Raw genomic sequence first — 19,021 nt, 5'->3', positions numbered from 1 at the left:
CTGTGGCGGACACCCAGTACGAAGACCTGTTGCGGCTGGTACTCACCTCCGGGGCGGCCAAAGCCGACCGGACGGGCACCGGCACCCGAAGTGTGTTCGGGCACCACCTGCGCTACGACCTCTCGCAGGGGTTCCCGCTGGTCACCACCAAAAAGGTGCATCTCAGATCTATCGTGTACGAACTGTTGTGGTTCCTGCGCGGCGACTCGAACGTCGGCTGGCTGCGTGAGCACGGCGTCACCATCTGGGACGAATGGGCCGACGCGAACGGCGAGCTCGGTCCGGTTTACGGCGCACAGTGGCGTTCCTGGCCCGCTCCGGACGGCAGGCACATCGACCAGATCAGCGAGGTACTCGACACTCTGCGCCGGGACCCGGACTCCCGCCGGATGATCGTCTCCGCCTGGAACGTCGCCGAGCTTTCCAAGATGGCACTCGCGCCGTGTCACGCCTTCTTCCAGTTCTACGTCGCCGACGGCAAGCTCTCCTGCCAGCTGTACCAGCGCAGCGCGGACCTGTTCCTCGGTGTCCCGTTCAACATCGCCAGCTACGCCCTGCTCACGCACATGGTGGCGCAGCAGGTCGGCCTCGAACCGGGTGACTTCATCTGGACCGGCGGCGACTGCCACATCTATGACAATCATGTGGAGCAGGTGACCGAGCAGCTCTCGCGCACCCCGTTCGCGTTCCCCGGGCTGCGTCTGCGCCAGGCCGGCTCGCTTTTCGCATACGCCTACTCCGATGTGGAAGTGCTCGACTACCAACACCACCCGGCCATCAAAGCCCCGGTCGCGGTGTGAACGTCGGGCTGATCTGGGCGCAGACCCTCGATGGCGTGATCGGCGCGGGCAACGCGATTCCGTGGCGCCTGCCCGAGGACATGGCGCATTTCAAGGCAACCACCCTGGGGCATCCGGTGGTGATGGGGCGCAGAACGTGGGATTCGCTGCCTCCGCGGTTCCGCCCGCTGTCCGGCAGGCGCAACATCGTGGTGACTCGTGATCCACTGTGGGTGGCCGACGGCGCGGAACGTGCCGGATCCATCGCCCAGGCTCTGGAACTCGCGGCCGAGCCGTCGGAGTCAGCTGCCCCCGCCGCGGCATGGGTGATCGGCGGCGGGGAAATTTACCGGGCCGCCCTGGGATACGCCACGATGCTCTCGGTGACTGAGGTCGACTTGACGGTGGACGGCGACACCTACGCCCCGACACCGGACCCGACGTGGACAGTCACCGAGGACAACGGCTGGCAGTCATCCGCGTCCGGACTGCGCTACCGCATCCGCAGATACAGCCGGTGACAGGCGACTCACACACCCTGATCAGCCTCTGAACCGGCCCTGTGGTAAGCCCGGCTCTCACCCCGGTGCCGCCGGACGCCTTGCCCCCGCCTCCCGGCCAGCCGCACCCGCACCTCTCCGCCCGGCCCGAGATCACTCGTTCAGCTCAGCGAGACACCCGGCTGACGGGAAACGACGACCACGGCAGTCACACGGCGCTGCATGTCCGGCCGCCGTAGCTATGCGAGAACAGGGCCGCCTTCCGGTCCTGTTTCGGGCGGGAACCCCAGCTCCCAGGACAGCCCGTAGCGGCCGAACAACTCGGCCCGCATCCGTGCCATCGGCATCGGCGCCCCCGGCAGCAGCTGCGCCACCACGGCGCCCATGAGCTGCGACCGCAGCAGCGGATAGTCGGCGTCCGGGTCGCGCGAGCCGTAGCGCACCATGGTGTCCCGCAGCAACGCCGCCAGCCGCTGCTGCTCCGCGCACTGGATGAACCCCTCCGCCTGCAGCAGGCCCGCCATGTGAGCCCGCATCAGCACCGGGCGGTCGCGGGCGATACCGAGGATCGCGTCGATGGACCGCGCCAGGCGTTCCCGCCCGGCCTGCGGCCCCGAGGGCGGCGGCTCGCGCTCCAGCGCCTCGGCGAGGGTGAGGTGCATCAGGCGGTGCACGGCGGACTGCAGGAGCTGGCGCTTTCCCGGGAAGTAGTACGAGATCAGGCCCCGTGCCGAGCCCGCCCGGTCCGCGATGTCGCCCAGCGTGGTGGACTCGTAGCCCCGCTCCGACACCAATTCCACGGTGGCCTCGAGGAGCCGGGTCCGCGAGCGTCGGCGCATCTCTTCATTGACGGATGCGCTGCGAGGGGACATGCTGGACTCCCGCGTTGACTGGCTCCGAGCCAATATACTCAGTGCGCTTGTTGGAGCCTGCCCGGCCCTGGGCCAACGGGGCGGGACCGGCCCGGTGCCGGTTTCGGGCGGAGCGGGGGACCGCCCGAAACCGCCGCCGGGGCGGTGGCCCCGGCCTCGCCGGAGAGGCTCGGCGCGGGCTCAGCCCACCAGCCGGAGCACGGGAAGCAGCCCGGAGGGCCGGTCGGTCACCGGCAGGTGGTCCACCAGGTGCACCGCGCAGCCCAGCCCCGCCGCCCCCGCGTCCGCCGTGGCATCGTCCCCGACCATCAGCGTCTCGCGCGGCTCCACCCCCAACGCTTCGCATGCCGCGCGGAACAGCCGGGGATCCGGCTTCTGGATGCCGTGCTCGAACGACAACACGTACTCCCTCACCCACGGGTCGAGCCCGTGGAAGCGGAAGACGGGGCGCAGGTCCCAGCCGATGTTGCTCACCACGGCGACGGCCACGCCCCGGGCGGACAGCTCCCGCAGCACCGCCGCGGCGTCGGGGTACGGCCGCCACGCCCCGGGCTCGCGGTGCCGGTCGTACAGCGCGTCGTACAACTCCGGGCGCGGCAGCGGCACCTGGCGGGCCAGCCCGGTGTACAGCGCGCGGTGCCGCGCGGCGTCGCGGTCCCGCTCCCGCCACAGCGGCCGCAGCTCCGGCGGCACGTCCTGCGGCTGCGCGCCGCCCGGCAGCGCCCCCGCCTCCTCCAGCGCCGCCGCGCACCGCGCCAGCTCCTCCTCGGGCAGCTCGACCCCCGCCCGGTCCAGCACGGTGCGCAGCCACGAGACGGCCGGCTCGATGCGCAGCAGGGTCCCGGAGAAGTCGAAGAGAACGCCCTTGATCGTCATGCGTTGCATCCTCCTCTCCTGCCCTCCTCCCGTCCGCCCCGAACGGTCTGCTAGCCGCGGAGCGCGGTCAGCCCCGGCGCGAAGGTCACCAGCACCGGTATCGCCGGCAGGGCCGCCGCCGCGGCGGTCATGTGCAGCCGGCGTGCCACGGACAGCCGCCGGGCGGGATGCAGCAGCCGGCTGACGCGCTGGGGGACCTCGGCCCGGTGGACGGCGGACGCCTCGCCGAAGACGCCACGGTCCTCGTTGAGGCCGACCAGGGCCAGGGCGGTGGTGAGCCGCCCGAAGCGCCGCGAGGCGGCGTCGTCGGCCGCCAGCTCGACCAGCCGGTGCACCTGGCGCCGGAACGCCGCGAACACCGGCACCCCCGGGAAACCCCTGGCCAGCGTGCCCGCGCAGTACAGCAGCCAATGGTGGCGGGCCCGCACGTGGCCCTCCTCGTGGGCGAGCACCGCGTCGAGCTGCCGCCCCGTCAGCCGCCGGAGCGCGCCGGTCGTGATGACCAGCCGGGGGCCGGACCCGGGCAGCAGCCAGGCGTCGGGCCGCTCGTCCTCCAGCACGAGGAGCCGGTCGCCGGCGTCCGGCTCCTCGCCCGGCAGCCGGGGGACGCGGGCGAGCAGCCCGGCCCGCCGGCGGCGCCGCTCCGCGCGTGCCGCCCTCACCTCGCGGCCGAACATCACCGCCGTCCACAGCCCGCCGCAGGCCAGCGCCACGGCCACCGCGGCGGCCCACCGCCGACCGTCGGGGTGGACGGCGTACGCCTGCACCACCTCGCTGGGCGCGGGCGCGAACACCTGGCCGCGCACCTCCTGCCAGGCGGCGGCCCCGCACAGCGCCATCGCGAACACGCAGCACAGCAGCACCGCCGCCACCACGCACTGCCACACCCACAGCGCCAGCACGGGCTCCCGCTCCGGCCAGCTGCCGCGGCCCAGCAGGCGCGGCGCCAGCAGCGCGGCGAGCCCGCCCAGCACGAGCAGCGTCGACGTGAGCGTGATCACCATGCGCCACAGCCTAGATCGCGGCTCTGACAGCCCGGCACCGAGGCCCGCCCGCGCAGGGGCGAGCCTCACAGCGTCAGCAGCATCGCGAGCATCCCCATGCTGAGCGCCACCCGGCAGGCCGCCACCACCTCCGGCGGCCGCGTGCCCGCCGCCCCGCCCGCCGCCGCCCCGCTCGCCGCCGTGCCGTGCGGCGCGGCCTCCGCCGCCGGCACGAGCCGCCGCCCGGCGCGCAGCGCCCGCAGCGCGAAGTACGCCGCGAGCGCGCCCGTGAGCCACGGCACGCCCCCCGCACCCCCCACGTGCGCGTGCCGCCCCTCGCCGTCCCCGGCCATGGCCAGCGCCATGTACACCATCGCCGCGCCCTCCGCCAGGTGGTGCGCCCGGTGCCCGGCCCCGGCGCCCGCCCCGGGCAGCAGCACCCACCACACCGTCACGGCCGCGTAGAACGCGCCCAGCAGCGGCGCGAGCCCCGCCGGCGCCGTCACCCCCGCCATCGCCGCCATGCCCAGCCCCATGACACCCTCGGCCGCCGCGCCCTGCCGCCACCACGCCCGCACGCCGCGCAGCCGCAGCAGGCAGTACCCGCCCGTGCCGCAGCCCAGCGCCACCAGCAGCCAGCCCACCGGCTCCGGTCCGTGCATCACGCCCTCCCGCACCGCGCCGCCTCCGCGGGGAGGCTGCCCGCCACCGCGGGCGCTCAGGGGAGCGCACCGGAGACTCGGGGGGCGTGAGGCGGCGCGCTAGCATTCCGGCCTGTAGCGCCCGAGCCCGGGCCGAGAGACCGAGGAGGAGCCGGCGTGTCAGGGGTGTCAGGGGTGCCGGAGGTGCCGGGCGGCCCGGCGGCGACGACGGCGCGGCCACCGCGCCTGCGCTTCCGCATCGCCGCGGAGGGCGACGTCCCCGCGCTGGTCGCCCTCGTGGAGTCGGCGTACCGGGGCGAGTCCAGCCGCGTCGGCTGGACCACCGAGGCGCATCTCCTCGACGGCCAGCGCACCGACCCCGAGGAGGTCCGCTCGCTCGTCCGCGCCCCGGGCGGCCAGCTGCTCGTCGCCGAGTGCGCCAGCGACAGCGACACCGAGAGCGAGGGCGACGCCGAACTCGTCGCCTGCTGCCAGATCGAACGCCACGACGGGCCGGAAGGCCGGGGCCCCGCCGCCTACTTCGGGATGTTCGCCGTACGCCCCACCCTCCAGGGCGGCGGCGTCGGCAAGCTGCTCCTGGCCGAGGCCGAACGCCGCGCCCGCGCCGAGTGGGGCGCGACCGAGATGCGGATGAAGGTCATCTCCGCGCGCGAGGATCTCATCGCCTGGTACGAGCGCCGCGGCTATGCCCGCACCGGCCGCCGCAGCCCCTTCCCGTACGGGGACGAGCGGTTCGGCATCCCCCGCCGCGGCGACCTGGAGTTCGAACTGCTGGTCAAGCCCCTGCCGTAGCGCCCGCGTCCGACCGGGCCGCCCGCACGATCTCCGGCAGGTCCGTCACCACCCCGTCCAGCCCCAGCTGCCGCGCGCGTGCCAGCTCCGCCGGGGTGTTCACCGTCCACGCCAGCACCTTCACGCCCGCCGCGTGGCAGCGCCCGACGACGTCCGCGTCCAGGTAGGCCAGCTCGCAGGAGACCAGGCCCGCGCCCAGCTCCGCGGCGCGCTCCGGCGCGGAGTCCGTCGAGCGCCCGGTCACCAGCCCCAGGGCGGCGCCCGGCAGCAGCGCCGCCGTCTCGGCCAGCGCGTCGTCGTGGAAGGAGATGACGGTGACGCGCTCGCCCAGCCCCCGGTCCTCGATGAGGGCGGCCAGCACCCGGGCGGCCGCCCGGTCCTTGATCTCGGCCTGCAACGGCGCGCCGACCGCGTCCACCACGTCCGTGAACAGCGGGATCCGCTCCCCGTCGCCCGCGTCCAGGCCCCGCAGCTCGGCCACCGTGAGGTCGCCGACCGGCCCGGTGCCGTCGGTGGTGCGGTCCACCTCGGCGTCGTGCATCACCACCAGCTCGCCGTCCTTGCTGAGGTGCAGGTCGAGTTCGATGACGTCAAGCCCGGCGCGGTCGGCCCGGCGGAACGACCGCAGGGTGTTCTCCGGCTCCACGCCCATCAGCCCGCGGTGTCCAACGGTCAGCAGCGGCATGGCGCCAGGATCTCACGCGCCTCCGGTTGATCGAAGAAACTCCGCCAGCTACCGTGATTACGCGCAAGGAACTTCGGCAAAGGATGGGTTATGACGGAAACTCTTGCGTCCGCCGGGCGTGATCGTGGACTTTCTGGCCCCTCCGGGGAGGGGCGCCTCGCCGCCCACCCCGCGTGGTCGAGGCTCAAGGAGGCCGTGACGGCCATCCGCCCTGCCCAGGCGAAGGACGGCTCCATCGACTTCGACGCCGAGGGCGCCCCCGGCCGCGCCGAGGTGGAGCGCCACCTCGACAGCGTGATCGAGGCCGTGCGCGAGCTGGCCCCCCTGCTGCCGCACGACGCCGCCTACCACCGCGCCCTGGAGCAGGACCTGCGCCGCTGGGCCGCCGACGGCTTCGGCGTTCCCGACTTCCTCGACTCGCTGCTGGCGTTCCAGCCGGCCGCGAGCCGCGCCGACGGCCGCGAACACCTCGTGGTCTTCCCGATGTACACCCAGAACGGCAACCCCGACCGCAACCTGGAGGCCGTCGCCCTGCGCGTCGTGTGGCCCGACTGGCTGGCCGAGCTGGAGCGCACCCGCTACGACAACCCGATGTTCCTCGGCATCGCCTTCGAGGACTTCACCCCCGGGTACGACACCCACTCCGCCGTGCTCTTCCCCGAGACCATCGCCGTCCGCAAGGCCCCCGAGCGCTTCTCCTGGGGCGGCATCTTCTGCGACCGCGAAGCCGCCCGCTTTCGCCGCGTCGTCCATGCCGCCTGCGAGGTCACCAGCCTCACCCTGCCCGAGGACGCCCAGGGCCTGCTGACCGACCAGGAGCGCAGCCAGCAGACCTTCGTGCTGTGGGACATGATCCACGACCGCACCCACAGCCACGGCGACCTGCCGTTCGACCCCTTCATGATCAAGCAGCGCCAGCCGTACTGGATGTACGGCCTGGAGGAGCTGCGCTGCGACCTGACCGCCTTCCACGAGGCCGGCCTGCTCGCCGCCGACGGCTACCCGCAGGGCCGCGACGTGCAGTACGCCGTGCTGCTGGAGCGCCTCTTCCGCTTCCCCGTCACCGGCGAGCGCCACCGCAACTACGACGGCCTCGGCGGCCAGCTCCTCTTCGCCTGCCTCCACCAGAACGACGCCCTGCGCTGGCGCGACAACCGCCTCACCATCGACTGGGACCGCGCCCGCGAGGTCACCGCCCGGCTGCGCGAGGAGATCGAGACCCTCTACCGGCGCGGCATCGACCGCCCGAAGATCGTGCACTGGCTCAAGGCGTACGAGCTCGTCTCGGCCTACCTCGCCCCGCACCCCGGCTCCACCTGGGCCAAGGGCCCCGACGCCCTGGACCTGAGCCTGCCGCCGCGCAGGCTGGTGGACGACGTGCTGCCCGACGAGTTCCCGCTGAGCCTGTTCTACGAGGCGCTGGCGAAGAAGCTGCGCCGCGTCATCGAGTCCACGCGCGGCATCACCGCCGCCGCCCCCGCCACCCGGGCGGCCTGACCCGGGCGGCGTTACGCGGCATCATGGACCCATACGCACGACAGCACGCACCACAACCACACCCACCCCGCACGCAACGGAGGTGACCGCGATGAGCACCACGACCCCCGGCAACGGCGCGGGCGGCGAGCTGGAGGGCGCCGTGGTGGCCGTGGCCGGCGCCGGAGGCCCCGCCGGGCACGCGACCCTCAAGCGCCTGGCCGAGGCGGGCGCCGTCGTGGTGGCGTCCGACGCCGACGCCGAGCGCCTCGCCCTGGGCGTCGACGCCGCCCGCTTCGCACACGGCGGCGCCACCGTCACCGGCGACACCGTCGACCTGCTCCACCTGGCGGAGGCCCGCGACTGGGCGGCCAAGACCGAGAAGGAGTTCGGCCGCGTCGACGGCCTGATCCACCTCGTCGGCGGCTGGCGCGGCTCCGCCTCCTTCGCCGAGACCGACCTCGCCGACTGGGAGGCCCTGCACGATCTGCTGGTGCGCACCGTGCAGCACACCTCCCTCGCCTTCGAGGGCCCCCTTGCCCGCAGCGGCAACGGCCGCTTCGTGCTGGTCAGCGCGGCCGGCGCCGCCAGGCCGACCGCGGGCAACGCCGCCTACGCCGCCGCGAAGTCCGCCGCCGAGGCGTGGACCCTCGCCCTCGCCGACGGCTTCCGCAAGGCGGGCGGCGACGGCCCGCCCCCGGCCGCCGCCACCATCCTGATCGTCAAGGCCCTGGTCCACGACGCGCTGCGCGCCGAACGCCCCGGCGCGAAGTTCGCGGGCTTCACGGACGTGAAGGACCTGGCCGAGTCCGTCCGGCAGCTGTGGAGCCGGCCCGCCGAGGAAGTGAACGGAACCCGCCTGTGGCTCACCCCCCAGCCGTGACGCCCGGCGACGCGGGCGCCGGCGCCCCGGCGCCCGCGACCGACGCCCGGCGCCGCCACGACCCCGCTGTGCGCGGCTTCGCCAGCGACAACTACGCCGGCGCCCACCCCGAGATCCTGGCCGCCCTGGCCCTGGCCAACGGCGGCCACCAGCCCGCCTACGGCGCCGACGACTACACCGCCCACCTCCAGGACGTCTTCCGCGCCCACTTCGGCCCCCGCGCCGAGGTCCACCCGGTCTTCAACGGCACCGGCGCCAACGTCGTCGCGCTCCAGGCCCTCACCGACCGCCGCGGCGCGGTCATCACCACCGACAGCGCCCACATCCACACCGACGAGTGCGGCGCCCCCGAGCGCGTCGGCGGCCTGAAGCTGCTCCCCGTGCCCACCCCCGACGGCAAGCTCACCCCCGAGCTCGTCGACCGCGAGGCGTTCGGCTTCGACGACGAGCACCGCGCCACGCCGCAGGTGGTCTCCCTCACCCAGTCCACCGAGCTCGGCACCCGGTACACGCCCGAGGAGATCCGCGCCCTCGCCGACCACGCCCACGAGCGCGGCATGACCGTCCACGTCGACGGCGCCCGCATCGCCAACGCCGCCGCCTCCCTCGGCCTGCCGCTCGCCGCCTTCACCACCGACGCCGGCGTCGACGTGCTCTCCTTCGGCGGCACCAAGAACGGCATGCTCTTCGGCGAGGCCGTCGTCGTCCTCACCCCCGGGGCGGTCACGGCCATGCCGCACCTGCGCAAGCTGTCCATGCAGCTCGCCGCCAAGATGCGCTTCGTCTCCGCGCAGTTCGAGGCGCTGCTCGCCGGCGACCTGTGGCTGCGCGGCGCCGCCCACGCCAACGCCATGGCCCGGCGCCTCGCGGACGGCGTGAGCGCCGTGAAGGGCGTCGAGATCCGCTACCCGGTCCAGGCCAACGCCGTCTTCGCCGCCCTCCCGCACGAGGTGTCCGAACGCCTGCTGAAGTGCTACCGCTTCTACTACTGGGACGAGGCGGCGGGGCTGGTGCGCTGGATGTGCTCCTTCGACACCACCGAGGCGGACGTGGACGGCTTCGTCGCCGCGCTGCGCGAGGAGATGGCCCGCTGAAGGGCGTCCCGCCCGGCGGGAATGAACGCCACCCGCCGGGCGCTTGCACCGTGACGGCGACGGGAGGGTGTGAGGAGATGAGCCGACAGGCCCCGGGCACGCGGCCGGCGCGGCTGGCCGCCGGCGAGATCGGCGCCGGGCGGCTGGGGGAGCGCGCCACGCTCGTGCACTTCTCCAGCGCCTTCTGCCAGCCGTGCCGGGCCACCCGCCGGATCCTGTCGGAGGTGGCCGGTATGGTCGAGGGCGTCACACACGTCGAGATCGACGCCGAGAAGCGTCTCGACCTCGTCCGCGCGCTCGGGATCGCGCACACCCCGACGGTCCTGGTGCTGGACGCGGGCGGGCGCGTGGCCCACCGGGGCTCCGGCCAGCCGCGCAAGGCCGACGTCATCGCCGCCCTCGGCGCCGCGATCCCCTGAGGAACCCGGAGAAGACGGGGGCGCGTGGCGTCGGCAACGTCACAGCACGGCATCCTTGACGCGGTGGCATACCCTGGATGTACTCACGAGTAACTAAGAACAGCGGTGAGGAGAGCCGGCGTGAGCCTGAGGATCGTTGTCTGTGTGAAGTACGTGCCCGACGCCGCGGGCGAGCGGGGCTTCGCGGAGGACCTGACCACCGACCGGGAGTCCTCCGACGGCCTGCTGTCGGAGCTCGACGAGTACGCCGTCGAGCAGGCGCTGCGGATCGCCGAGGACGCCGAGGAGGCCGAGGTGACGGTCGTCACCATCGGCCCCGAGGACGCCAACGACGCGCTGCGCAAGGCCCTGTCCATGGGCGCGGACAGGGCGGTGCACGTCGAGGACGACGACCTGCACGGCACCGACGCCCTCGGCACCTCCCTCGTGCTCGCCAAGGCCATCGAGCACACCGGCTACGACCTGGTGATCTGCGGCATGGCCTCCACCGACGGCACCATGGGCGTGCTGCCCGCCATGCTGGCCGAGCGGCTCGGCGTTCCGCAGGTGACCCTGCTGTCCGAGCTGGCCGTCGCCGACGGCGCCGTCACCGGCCGCCGCGACGGCGACGCCGCCAGCGAGCGGCTGCGCGCCGGGCTGCCGGCCGTCGTCTCCGTCACCGACCAGTCGGGGGAGGCCCGCTACCCCTCCTTCAAGGGGATCATGGCCGCCAAGAAGAAGTCCGTGACCAGCCTGGACCTGGACGACCTCGGGATCGACGCCGAGGAGGTCGGCCTCGCCGGCGCCCACACGGCGGTCGAGTCCGTCACCGCGCGGCCGCCGCGCACCGCGGGCGAGATCGTCACCGACGAGGGCGAGGGCGCCAAGCAACTCGCCGCCTTCCTCGCCGAGCGCAAGTTCGTCTGAGGCCGCCCGGCCCGACCGACACCCCGAGACACCCGACCACACCGCCAGCCATCCAGGAGCCCTGAACCATGGCCGAAGTCCTCGTCTACGTCGATCACCTCGACGGCGACGTCCGCAAGCCCACGCTGGAGCTGCTCACCCTCGCCCGCCGCCTCGGCGACCCGGTCGCGGTCCACCTCGGCGCCGGCGCCGCCACCGCCGCGCCCGTCCTCGCCGAGCACGGCGCGGCGCGGGTCCTCGCCGCCGACGCCCCCGAGTTCGCCGACTACCTGGTGGTGCCCAAGGTGGACGCCCTCCAGGCCGCCGCCGACGCCGTCTCCCCGGCCGCGATCCTGCTGCCCTCCTCCGCCGAGTCCAAGGAGATCGCCGCCCGCCTGGCCGTCCGGCTCGGCTCGGGCATCATCACCGACGCCGTCGACCTCCAGGCCGGCGAGGACGGCCCCGTCGCCACCCAGTCGGTGTTCGCGGCCGCCTACACCACCACCTCCCGCGTCACCAAGGGCACGCCGGTCATCACCGTGAAGCCCAACTCCGCCGCCCCCGAGGCCGCGCCGGCCGCCGGTACCGTCGAGGAGCTGGCCGTCACCTTCGGCCCCCTCGCCACCGGCACCAGCGTCGTCACCCGCAGCCCCCGCGAGTCCACCGGGCGGCCCGAGCTCACCGAGGCGGCGATCGTCGTCTCCGGCGGGCGCGGCATGGGCGGTGCGGAGAACTTCGCGCTCATCGAGGCGCTCGCCGACTCCCTCGGCGCCGCCGTGGGCGCCTCCCGGGCCGCCGTGGACGCCGGCTGGTACCCGCACGCCCACCAGGTCGGCCAGACCGGCAAGACTGTCTCCCCGCAGCTGTACGTCGCGGCCGGCATCTCCGGCGCCATCCAGCACCGCGCCGGGATGCAGACCTCCAAGACGATCGTCGCCGTCAACAAGGACGCCGAGGCGCCGATCTTCGAGCTGGTGGACTACGGCGTCGTCGGCGACCTGTTCGACGTCGTCCCGGCGCTGACCGACGAGGTCAGGGCCCGCAAGGGCTGAACGCCGCCCCCGCGGGCCCCTCGATCCCCGGCCGCCGCCGTCAGGTGACCGTGGCGGGCGCGCCGCCGCGCCCGCGGCGTACCCCGCCCCGCCGTCGGCGGCCGGGAGAGGCCTCCGGGAGAGGCGACGCGGAGGCGGACCCCGAGCCCGAGGCCGGGCGGGAGGCGGCGAGGCTCGCCCGCCGGTCCGCCTCGTGCCCGCCGACGACCGGCGGCGGGCCGCTGCCGTCGTCCTCCCACAGCCGCTTCAACGCCAGCCCCGCCACCAACTGGTAATGGTCCATCATGTCGATCATGTCCTCCGAAGTGCTGATGTGTGCGGGCATTTCTCTCCGCTGCCATCAGCCTCCGGCAGGCGCGTGACACGCCCTTTGCCCCACGGTCAATCCTCCGTGGCGCTTCGGCCCCGCACCGTGAACGCCGGGTGTCGGGCCGTCCGTTGTGTTTCGCCCGGCCGCCGGTTAGCGTCGGTGACCCAGGACTTCAACGGACTGTTGAAAAACCTCGGCGGGCGGAGGCCCTCATGCCGCAGCGAGAACCACAGGCGCCGCCACCGCCGGTCGCCACCAGCCTGGACCCGGCCGCGCGCGCCGGCATCGCCGCGTCGCTCGCCGCCGTCGACGCCGACCTCGCCCGCCGCTACCCCGGCGACCCCGGCACCCGCCAGCCCGTCCACACCGTCTACGTCCCCGCCGACGCCCTGACCCCCGACACCCCCCGCGCCTGGGGCGAGGAGGCCCTCGCCCTCCTCGACGCCCACGCCCCCACCCCCGAGGCCCTCGCCGCCGTCCTCGGCATCCCCGACGCCCTCGCCGCCCCCGTCCACGACCGCGTGCGCGCCAAGCTCCGGCGCGAGCCCGTCGAGGACCTGCGCATCGACTTCGAGGACGGCTACGGCCACCGCCCGGACGCCGAGGAGGACGCCGACGCCGCCCGTGCCGCCCGGCTCGTCGCCCGCCTCGCCGCCTCACCCGCCGCCCCGCCCCACCTCGGCATCCGCATGAAGAGCCTGGAGCCCGGCGTCCGCGACCGCGCCATCCGCACCCTCGACGTCTTCCTCACCGCCCTTCTGGACGCCGGCCCGCCGCCCCCCGGCCTGCGCCTGACCCTGCCCAAGGTCAGCCACGCCGGACAGGCCGCCGCCATGGCCCGGCTGTGCGCGGCGTTCGAGCAGGCCACCGGCCTCGCGCCCGGCCGCCTCGGCTTCGAGATCCAGATCGAGACCACCCAGGCCATCCTCGGCCCCGACGGCCGCGCCACCGTCGCCCGCCTGATCGACGCCGCCGACGGCCGCCTCACCGGCCTCCACTACGGCACCTACGACTACAGCGCCGCCTGCCAGGTCGCCGCCGCCCACCAGGCCCTGGACCACCCCGCCGCCGACCACGCCAAGGCCGTCATGCAGACCGCCGCCGCCGGCACCGGAGTGCAGCTCTCCGACGGCTCCACCAACGTCCTGCCCACCGGCACCGCTGACCGTGTCCACGACGCATGGCGCCTGCACCACCGCCTGGTGAGCCGCTCCCTCCACCGCGCCTTCTACCAGGGCTGGGACCTGCACCCCGGCCACCTGCCCACCCGCTACGCGGCGGTCTACGCCTTCTACCGCGAGAGCCTGGGCCCCGCCACCGCCCGGCTGGCGGCGTACACCCTCCGCGCCGGCGACGACGCCCCCGGCGTTCTCGACGAACCCGCCACCGCCCGCGCCCTGGCCGGATTCCTGCTGCGCGGCCTGCACTGCGGCGCCCTCGACGCCGCCGAGGTGACCGGCCCTACCGGGCTGGTCCCCGACGCCCTCGCGGCCCTCGCCGGCGGCCGCACAACTCCTCGCACACCATGATGGGGCGGGCTGGACAACTCAGACCATCACGGATCAGGCTTCACCACCATGACCATGGATCTCGTCGCCGCCGTCGACATCGGCGGCACCAAGATCGCGGGCGCCCTCGTGGACGCCGGCGGCCGCCTCCTGCATCGCGTACAGCGCCCCACCCCGGCCACCGAGTCCGCCGAGACCGTGCTGCAGGCCGCCACCGACGTCGTCACCCTGCTGACCGCCCACGAGCTGTGGCCCCGGGTCACCGCTGTCGGCATCGGCAGCGCCGGGCCGGTCGACGCCCGCAACGGCACCGTCAGCCCGGTCAACATCCCCGGCTGGCGCGACTTCCCGCTGGTCGAGGGGATCCGCAAGACCACAGGGCCGCTGCCCGTCACCCTCGTCGGCGACGGCGCGGCCATCGCCGCCGGAGAGCACTGGTGCGGTGCCGCCCGGGGACGCGCCAACGCCCTGTGCATGGTGGTCTCCACCGGCGTCGGCGGCGGCCTCATCCTCGACGGGCGGCTGCGCCCCGGCCCCACAGGCAACGCCGGCCACATCGGTCACATCAGCGTCGACCTCAACGGCGACCTGTGCCCCTGCGGCGGCCGCGGCTGCGTCGAACGCATCGCCAGCGGCACCAACATCGCCCGCTACGCCCACCACGCCGGCTGGCGCCCCGCCACCCCCGGCGGCGACGCCACCGCCGCGGGCGTGGCGGCCGCCGCCCGCGCCGGTGACCCCATCGCGCGGGCCGCGTTCGACCGCGCCGCCCGCGCCCTGGCCGCCGCCATCGCCGCCACCGCGACCCTGGTGGAGATCGAGACCGCCGTCATCGGCGGCGGCGTCAGCCAGTCCGGCGACGTCCTCTTCGCGCCGCTGCGCCGGGCCCTCACGGAGTACGCCACCCTGCCCTTCGTGCGGAACCTCGAGGTCGTGCCGGCCCAGCTGGGCACCGACGCCGGCCTCGTCGGCGCGGCCGCCGCCTGCCGAAGCGAATCGGACACGTTTTTGGCACAGGGTGCAGCGGGCACCTGAACAAGGGTGACGAAGGAGGGGGTCCGTGATCATCTGGCTGAACGGCGCGTTCGGGGCAGGCAAGAGCACCGCCGCGCGCGAACTGCTCGACCTGCTCCCGGGCAGCACGCTCTACGACCCCGAGCTGGTCGGCGCGGGACTGCGCACCATGCTCTCCAAGGAGCGGCTGGCGGAGGTCGACGACGTCCAGGACCTGCCCTCCTGGCGCCGCCTGGTCGTCGACACCGCCGCGGCCCTGCTGTCGGAGATGCCGGGCCCTCTCATCGCGCCGATGACCCTGCTTCACCAGGAGCACCGCGACGAGATCTTCGGCGGCCTGGCGGCCCGCCGCATCACGGTGCAGCACTTCCTGCTCCACGTTGAGGAAACGTTCCTTCGCGCGCGGATCGACCAGCGCGCCGCCGTGGAGGGCGACGCCGTGCGCACCCGCTGCCTGGCGGACCTGCCGCGCTACGACGCCGCGCTGCCGTGGCTGACCGACGACGCCCACACCGTGGAGGCCTCCCGTCTGACCCCCCGCCAGACCGCCGAGGCCCTGGCCGAGGCGTCCCGGAGCGGCGCGGGCACCTGCCAGATCGTGCAGACCCCGGCCCCCCGCGCCGAGACCCTGGCCGCGGGCGTGCTCCTCTTCGACGACCGCGACCGGGTGCTGCTGGTGGACCCCACCTACAAGCCGGGCTGGGAGTTCCCCGGCGGCGTCGTGGAGGCCGGCGAGCCCCCCGCGCGGGCCGCCGTCCGCGAGGTGGCCGAGGAGCTGGGCCTGCGCCTGCCGCACGAGCCCTCGCTCCTCATCGTGGACTGGGAGCCGCCGCACCCCCCGCGCTACGGCGGGCTGCGGCTCCTGTTCGACGGCGGCCGCCTCGGCCCCGACCTGCTGGACCAGGTCCTGCTGCCCGGCGCCGAGCTGCGCGGCTGGCGCTTCGCCGCCGAGGACGAGGCCGAGCACCTGCTCTCGCCCGGCCGCTACGCCCGGCTGCGCTGGGCGCTGCGCGCCCGGGCTCTCGGCCGTCCCCTCAACCTGGAGGCCGGCGTGCCCGTCGGCGCCTGACCGTCCGGCGGAGCCCGGCGCGGTCCCAGCCCTCAGCCCGTGCGTTACGGCCCCCGATCCGCCCGCGTCCGCCCCCGGACGGCCACGAATCGCGGACGCCCACGGGCCGTTCTAGCGTGTTGCCCGATGGAGTGGGACGCGACCGCGGACGATCCGGGGCCCGCCGCCCGGGTCGCCTTCGGCATCACCGTCGGCGCGGTGGTCCTCGGCGTGACCATGATGCTGGGCGCGGCCGAGGACCCGCCGGGCGCCGGCCCGCCGCAGCCCTCCGCCCCGCCCGGCGCCGGGGGAGCGGCCCTGGCCACGCCCCCGGGCGGCGGCTCCACCCCGGCGCTGCCGTCCGCCACGCCCACCTGGGTGTCGATCCCGGCCGTCGGCGTGGACGCCCCGCTGGTGGCCGTGGGCCTGGACGCGGAGGGCTGGGTCGCCGCCCCGCCGCCCGGCGAGGAGCGCCTCGCGGGCTGGTACGAGGGCGCGGTCACGCCGGGGGAGCGCGGCACCGCCGTCCTCGTCGGCCACGTCGACGCCGCCGCCGGCCCGGCCGTCTTCTACGACCTCGGCGCGCTGCTGCCCGGCGACACCGTCGAGGTGATCCGCGAGGACGGCCGGGCGGTGGAGTTCACCGTCTACGAGACGGCCGTCTTCGACAAGGACCGCTTCCCGCCGCGCGTCTACCGGGACACCGAGCGGGCCGAGCTGCGGGTCATCACCTGCGGCGGCGCCTACCAGGAGGGCGCCGGCTACGAGGCCAACGTCGTGGTCTTCGCGCGGCTGAGCGGCATCCGGTGAACGCCCGCCCGGCCCGCCCCGCGCCCGCCCCGCGCCCGCCTCGCGTAACCCGTTTGTCCTATTCAATGGCATACGAGGGAACTTGTCGGATTAGTGTCTTCGTGCGGGGTCGCGCACTTCCCACGAAGGAGCCATCTGATGAGCACACCGCGTACGGCACTCGCCGGGGCCGGTCTGGCCGCAACCGTCCTCGCGGCGGCCGCGCCCACGGCCGCGGCCCTCGGCGTCACCGGCCCGGGCGCGCCCCTGGCGCGGCCGGGCGTCCACTTCAGCGTCAGCGTCTCGCCGAGCTCCGTCCAGCCCGGCGGGGCGGTGGACCTCACCGTCGACGGGTGCACGGACTTCGAGGCGTTCGCCGAGTCGGCGGTCTTCGACAGGATTGGACTGGGCATGGCAGGAGAGATACAAAGCGCCCGTACGACGGTCGACGCCGACGCGCGCGTCGGCGCGCAGTACGAGGTCGCCTTCAGCTGCGGCGACGAGACCGCGACGGCGGTGCTCACCATCGTCTCGCCCACCACACCCACCTCGACCCCCACCGCCACGACGACCGCCACCGCCACGGCCACCGCGACGGCCACGTCGACGGTGACGCCCGCCGCGACCGTCACGACCGCCAAGCCCACGCTCGGCGCCCAGGCGGGCGTCGGCGGCTCGCAGACCGGCGGCTCCGGCGGCCCCACGATGCTGCTCGCCGGCGCCGGAATCACCGCGCTCGCCCTGGCCGGCGGCGTCCTCGCCGTGCGCCGCCGCCCGCGCGGACGTGCCTGACCCGCGCCGCGCAGCGCCCGGGCGCCGGGCCGGCGCGCCGCCGCCACGCGGTCAGCGGCGCGCCATCGCGGCGTACCCCCGCAGGAACAGCGCCTCGGCCACCGCCATCCGCCGCAGCTCCTCCGGCGAGACGCTCTCGTCCACCGCGTGGATCTGCGCCGCCGGGTCGCTCAGGCCGATCAGCAGGAACTCCGCCTTCGGGTACAGCCCGCTCAGCAGGCTCGTCAGCGGGATCGACCCGCCCTTGCCGACGACCACCATCTCCGTGCCGTCGTACGCCTCACGCATCGCCGCCGCCATGGCGCCGTACGCCGGGGAGCCGGTGTCGGCGCGGAACGCCTGGCCCTCGCCCGTCGGCTCCACCGTGACGCGCGCGCCCCACGGCACCCGCTTCCGCAGGTGCTCCGCCAGCAGCTCGCCCGCCGCGCCCGCCTCCATGCCCGGCGGCACCCTCAGGCTGACCAGCGCCCGCGCGCTCGCCTGCACCGAGGGCGTGGCGCCGACCACCGGCGGGCAGTCGATGCCCAGGACGGTGACCGCCGGGCGCGCCCACAGGCGGTCCGCGATCGTGCCGGAGCCGACCAGGCCCACGCCGTCCAGCACCCCGGCGTCCTCCCGGAAGGTGTCCTCGGGGAAGGGGTAGGGCGCGCCGTCCCACGTGCCCGCCGTGTCCAGGCCGTCGATGGCGGGGGAGCCGTCGGCGTCCGTCAGGGAGGCCAGCATCCGGATGAGCGCGGTGAGCGAGTCGGGCACGGCGCCGCCGAAGACGCCCGAGTGCCGGTTGCCCGCCAGGGTGTCCACCCGCACCCGCACCGCCGCCATGCCGCGCAGCGAGGCGGTGACCGTCGGCTGCCCGGCCCGCACGTTCCCGGTGTCCCCGATCAGCACGGCGTCGGCCGCCAGGAGTTCGGGGTGCCGCTCGGCGTACCGCTCGAGGCCGCCCGTGCCCTGCTCCTCCGAGCCCTCCACGATCACCTTGACCCCGACGGGCACCCCGCCGCCCGCGGACGTGAGCGCCCGCAGCGCGAGCAGGTGCATCATGACGCCGCCCTTGCAGTCGGCGGCGCCGCGCCCGTACCAGCGGCCGTCGCGCTCGGTCAGCTCGAACGGCGGGGAGGTCCAGGCCGCCTCGTCCAGCGGGGGCTGCACGTCGTAGTGGGCGTACAGCAGCACCGTCGGCGCCCCTTCGGGCGCGGGCAGGTGCCCGTACACCGCCTGGCTGCCGTCCGGCGTGTCCAGCACCGCGACCTCGGGGAAGCCCTCGGCGCGCAGCGCGTCGGCGACCCACCGGGCCGCCGCCCGGCACTCGTCGGCGGGGAACTGCTTCGGGTCCGCCACGGACCGGAAGGCGACCAGTTCCGCGAGCTCCCGCCGTGCCCGCGGCATGAGCGCCGCGACCGCCTCGGCGATCGCGGCGCCCGCCGCGGCGTTGCCCGTCTCGTCGTCCGTGCCGTGCGCCACCTGGCCGTGCTCCATGGAACGCTCCCTCGTGCCGGTGCGGTCGGGTGTCCGGGAATGATGGCGATGATTTCACAGCGCCCGCCGGCCGCCCCACGCCGCGGCCCCGCCGCCCGCGAGCCGGCGCCGCATTAGGATGCTCTG

Annotated in this window: 21 protein-coding genes; 14 read left to right on the top strand and 7 right to left on the bottom strand. The window is 74.9% G+C overall.

Annotated features, from left to right (window positions below; all coding sequences use genetic code 11):
• Positions 1–2: 2 nt before the first annotated feature.
• Together ACTWQH_RS08555 and ACTWQH_RS08550 are read left to right on the top strand one after the other, a co-directional pair.
• A complete protein-coding gene (locus tag ACTWQH_RS08555; protein WP_443285772.1) occupies positions 3–800 on the top strand; it encodes a thymidylate synthase in 798 nt (265 codons plus the stop codon).
• Positions 797–1,300: a dihydrofolate reductase gene (locus ACTWQH_RS08550; RefSeq protein ID WP_443285771.1), complete on the top strand. Its 504-nt coding sequence runs from the start codon at positions 797–799 to the stop codon at positions 1,298–1,300. The genes ACTWQH_RS08555 and ACTWQH_RS08550 overlap by 4 nt, the downstream gene beginning before the upstream one ends.
• Before the next feature lie 218 nt (positions 1,301–1,518).
• Here ACTWQH_RS08550 and ACTWQH_RS08545 read toward each other — a convergent pair whose 3' ends face one another.
• The 4 genes from ACTWQH_RS08545 to ACTWQH_RS08530 all read right to left on the bottom strand — a co-directional run bounded on the left by ACTWQH_RS08545 (position 1,519) and on the right by ACTWQH_RS08530 (position 4,672).
• Positions 1,519–2,151 (bottom strand): TetR/AcrR family transcriptional regulator, encoded by a 633-nt coding sequence (locus tag ACTWQH_RS08545; protein WP_443285770.1) that lies wholly within the window; start codon positions 2,149–2,151, stop codon positions 1,519–1,521.
• A 180-nt stretch (positions 2,152–2,331) separates the two neighbouring features.
• Positions 2,332–3,027, bottom strand: coding sequence for an HAD family hydrolase (locus ACTWQH_RS08540; RefSeq protein ID WP_443285841.1), 696 nt, complete (start codon positions 3,025–3,027; stop codon positions 2,332–2,334).
• Between the two features lie 50 nt (positions 3,028–3,077).
• Complete coding sequence (locus ACTWQH_RS08535) at positions 3,078–4,025, bottom strand: M56 family metallopeptidase (protein ID WP_443285840.1); 948 nt, start codon at positions 4,023–4,025, stop codon at positions 3,078–3,080.
• A 71-nt stretch (positions 4,026–4,096) separates the two neighbouring features.
• A complete protein-coding gene (locus ACTWQH_RS08530; protein ID WP_443285769.1) occupies positions 4,097–4,672 on the bottom strand; it encodes a DUF5134 domain-containing protein in 576 nt (191 codons plus the stop codon).
• A 165-nt stretch (positions 4,673–4,837) separates the two neighbouring features.
• On the opposite strand from ACTWQH_RS08530, the gene ACTWQH_RS08525 reads away from it, so the two are divergent.
• A complete protein-coding gene (locus tag ACTWQH_RS08525; RefSeq protein ID WP_443285839.1) occupies positions 4,838–5,464 on the top strand; it encodes a GNAT family N-acetyltransferase in 627 nt (208 codons plus the stop codon).
• Here ACTWQH_RS08525 and ACTWQH_RS08520 read toward each other — a convergent pair.
• Positions 5,448–6,149, bottom strand: a complete 702-nt coding sequence (locus ACTWQH_RS08520) for a glycerophosphodiester phosphodiesterase (RefSeq protein ID WP_443285768.1) — start codon at positions 6,147–6,149, stop codon at positions 5,448–5,450. The two genes, ACTWQH_RS08525 and ACTWQH_RS08520, sit on opposite strands and share 17 nt — an antisense overlap.
• 90 nt (positions 6,150–6,239) lie before the next feature.
• Here ACTWQH_RS08520 and ACTWQH_RS08515 point away from each other — a divergent pair, with 90 nt between their 5' ends.
• The 6 genes from ACTWQH_RS08515 to ACTWQH_RS08490 all read left to right on the top strand — a co-directional run bounded on the left by ACTWQH_RS08515 (position 6,240) and on the right by ACTWQH_RS08490 (position 11,958).
• Complete coding sequence (locus ACTWQH_RS08515; protein WP_443285767.1) at positions 6,240–7,646, top strand: DUF6421 family protein; 1,407 nt, start codon at positions 6,240–6,242, stop codon at positions 7,644–7,646.
• 91 nt (positions 7,647–7,737) lie between these two features.
• Entirely contained in the window at positions 7,738–8,508 is a 771-nt protein-coding gene (locus tag ACTWQH_RS08510) for an SDR family NAD(P)-dependent oxidoreductase (RefSeq protein WP_443285766.1), read from the top strand.
• A complete protein-coding gene (locus ACTWQH_RS08505; protein WP_443285765.1) occupies positions 8,487–9,602 on the top strand; it encodes a threonine aldolase family protein in 1,116 nt (371 codons plus the stop codon). Before ACTWQH_RS08510 ends, ACTWQH_RS08505 begins: the two co-directional genes overlap by 22 nt.
• Before the next feature lie 77 nt (positions 9,603–9,679).
• Complete coding sequence (locus ACTWQH_RS08500; protein ID WP_443285764.1) at positions 9,680–10,021, top strand: TlpA family protein disulfide reductase; 342 nt, start codon at positions 9,680–9,682, stop codon at positions 10,019–10,021.
• Between the two features lie 120 nt (positions 10,022–10,141).
• On the top strand, positions 10,142–10,927 hold the full coding sequence (locus ACTWQH_RS08495; RefSeq protein WP_443285763.1) for an electron transfer flavoprotein subunit beta/FixA family protein: 786 nt from the start codon (positions 10,142–10,144) through the stop codon (positions 10,925–10,927).
• Positions 10,928–10,995: 68 nt separating this feature from the next.
• Positions 10,996–11,958: an electron transfer flavoprotein subunit alpha/FixB family protein gene (locus ACTWQH_RS08490; RefSeq protein WP_443285762.1), complete on the top strand. Its 963-nt coding sequence runs from the start codon at positions 10,996–10,998 to the stop codon at positions 11,956–11,958.
• A 40-nt stretch (positions 11,959–11,998) separates the two neighbouring features.
• Here the strand turns inward: ACTWQH_RS08490 and ACTWQH_RS08485 are convergent, their stop codons facing one another.
• Positions 11,999–12,283: a hypothetical protein gene (locus ACTWQH_RS08485; RefSeq protein ID WP_443285761.1), complete on the bottom strand. Its 285-nt coding sequence runs from the start codon at positions 12,281–12,283 to the stop codon at positions 11,999–12,001.
• A 197-nt stretch (positions 12,284–12,480) separates the two neighbouring features.
• Here ACTWQH_RS08485 and ACTWQH_RS08480 point away from each other — a divergent pair, with 197 nt between their 5' ends.
• From ACTWQH_RS08480 to ACTWQH_RS08460, 5 genes are all read left to right on the top strand, one after another.
• Positions 12,481–13,797 carry a DUF6986 family protein gene (locus tag ACTWQH_RS08480; RefSeq protein ID WP_443285760.1) on the top strand — a complete coding sequence of 439 codons (1,317 nt, stop codon included), beginning with the start codon at positions 12,481–12,483 and terminating at the stop codon, positions 13,795–13,797.
• 48 nt (positions 13,798–13,845) lie between these two features.
• Positions 13,846–14,811, top strand: a complete 966-nt coding sequence (locus ACTWQH_RS08475; protein ID WP_443285759.1) for an ROK family protein — start codon at positions 13,846–13,848, stop codon at positions 14,809–14,811.
• 25 nt (positions 14,812–14,836) lie between these two features.
• Positions 14,837–15,859, top strand: coding sequence for an NUDIX domain-containing protein (locus tag ACTWQH_RS08470; RefSeq protein WP_443285758.1), 1,023 nt, complete (start codon positions 14,837–14,839; stop codon positions 15,857–15,859).
• Between the two features lie 126 nt (positions 15,860–15,985).
• Positions 15,986–16,648, top strand: coding sequence for a class F sortase (locus ACTWQH_RS08465; RefSeq protein ID WP_443285757.1), 663 nt, complete (start codon positions 15,986–15,988; stop codon positions 16,646–16,648).
• Between the two features lie 138 nt (positions 16,649–16,786).
• Complete coding sequence (locus tag ACTWQH_RS08460) at positions 16,787–17,419, top strand: LPXTG cell wall anchor domain-containing protein (RefSeq protein ID WP_443285756.1); 633 nt, start codon at positions 16,787–16,789, stop codon at positions 17,417–17,419.
• A 51-nt stretch (positions 17,420–17,470) separates the two neighbouring features.
• Here ACTWQH_RS08460 and ACTWQH_RS08455 read toward each other — a convergent pair whose 3' ends face one another.
• Positions 17,471–18,895 carry a dipeptidase gene (locus ACTWQH_RS08455; RefSeq protein ID WP_443285755.1) on the bottom strand — a complete coding sequence of 475 codons (1,425 nt, stop codon included), beginning with the start codon at positions 18,893–18,895 and terminating at the stop codon, positions 17,471–17,473.
• Between the last annotated feature and the right edge of the window lie 126 nt (positions 18,896–19,021).

It is taken from the genome of Streptomyces sp. 6N223, assembly GCF_052246635.1.
In the GTDB taxonomy this organism is placed as follows: Bacteria; Actinomycetota; Actinomycetes; order Streptomycetales; family Streptomycetaceae; genus Streptomyces.
The sequence above is the reverse complement of the archived record's forward strand: the minus strand, read 5'-3'. Positions and strand labels throughout refer to the sequence as shown.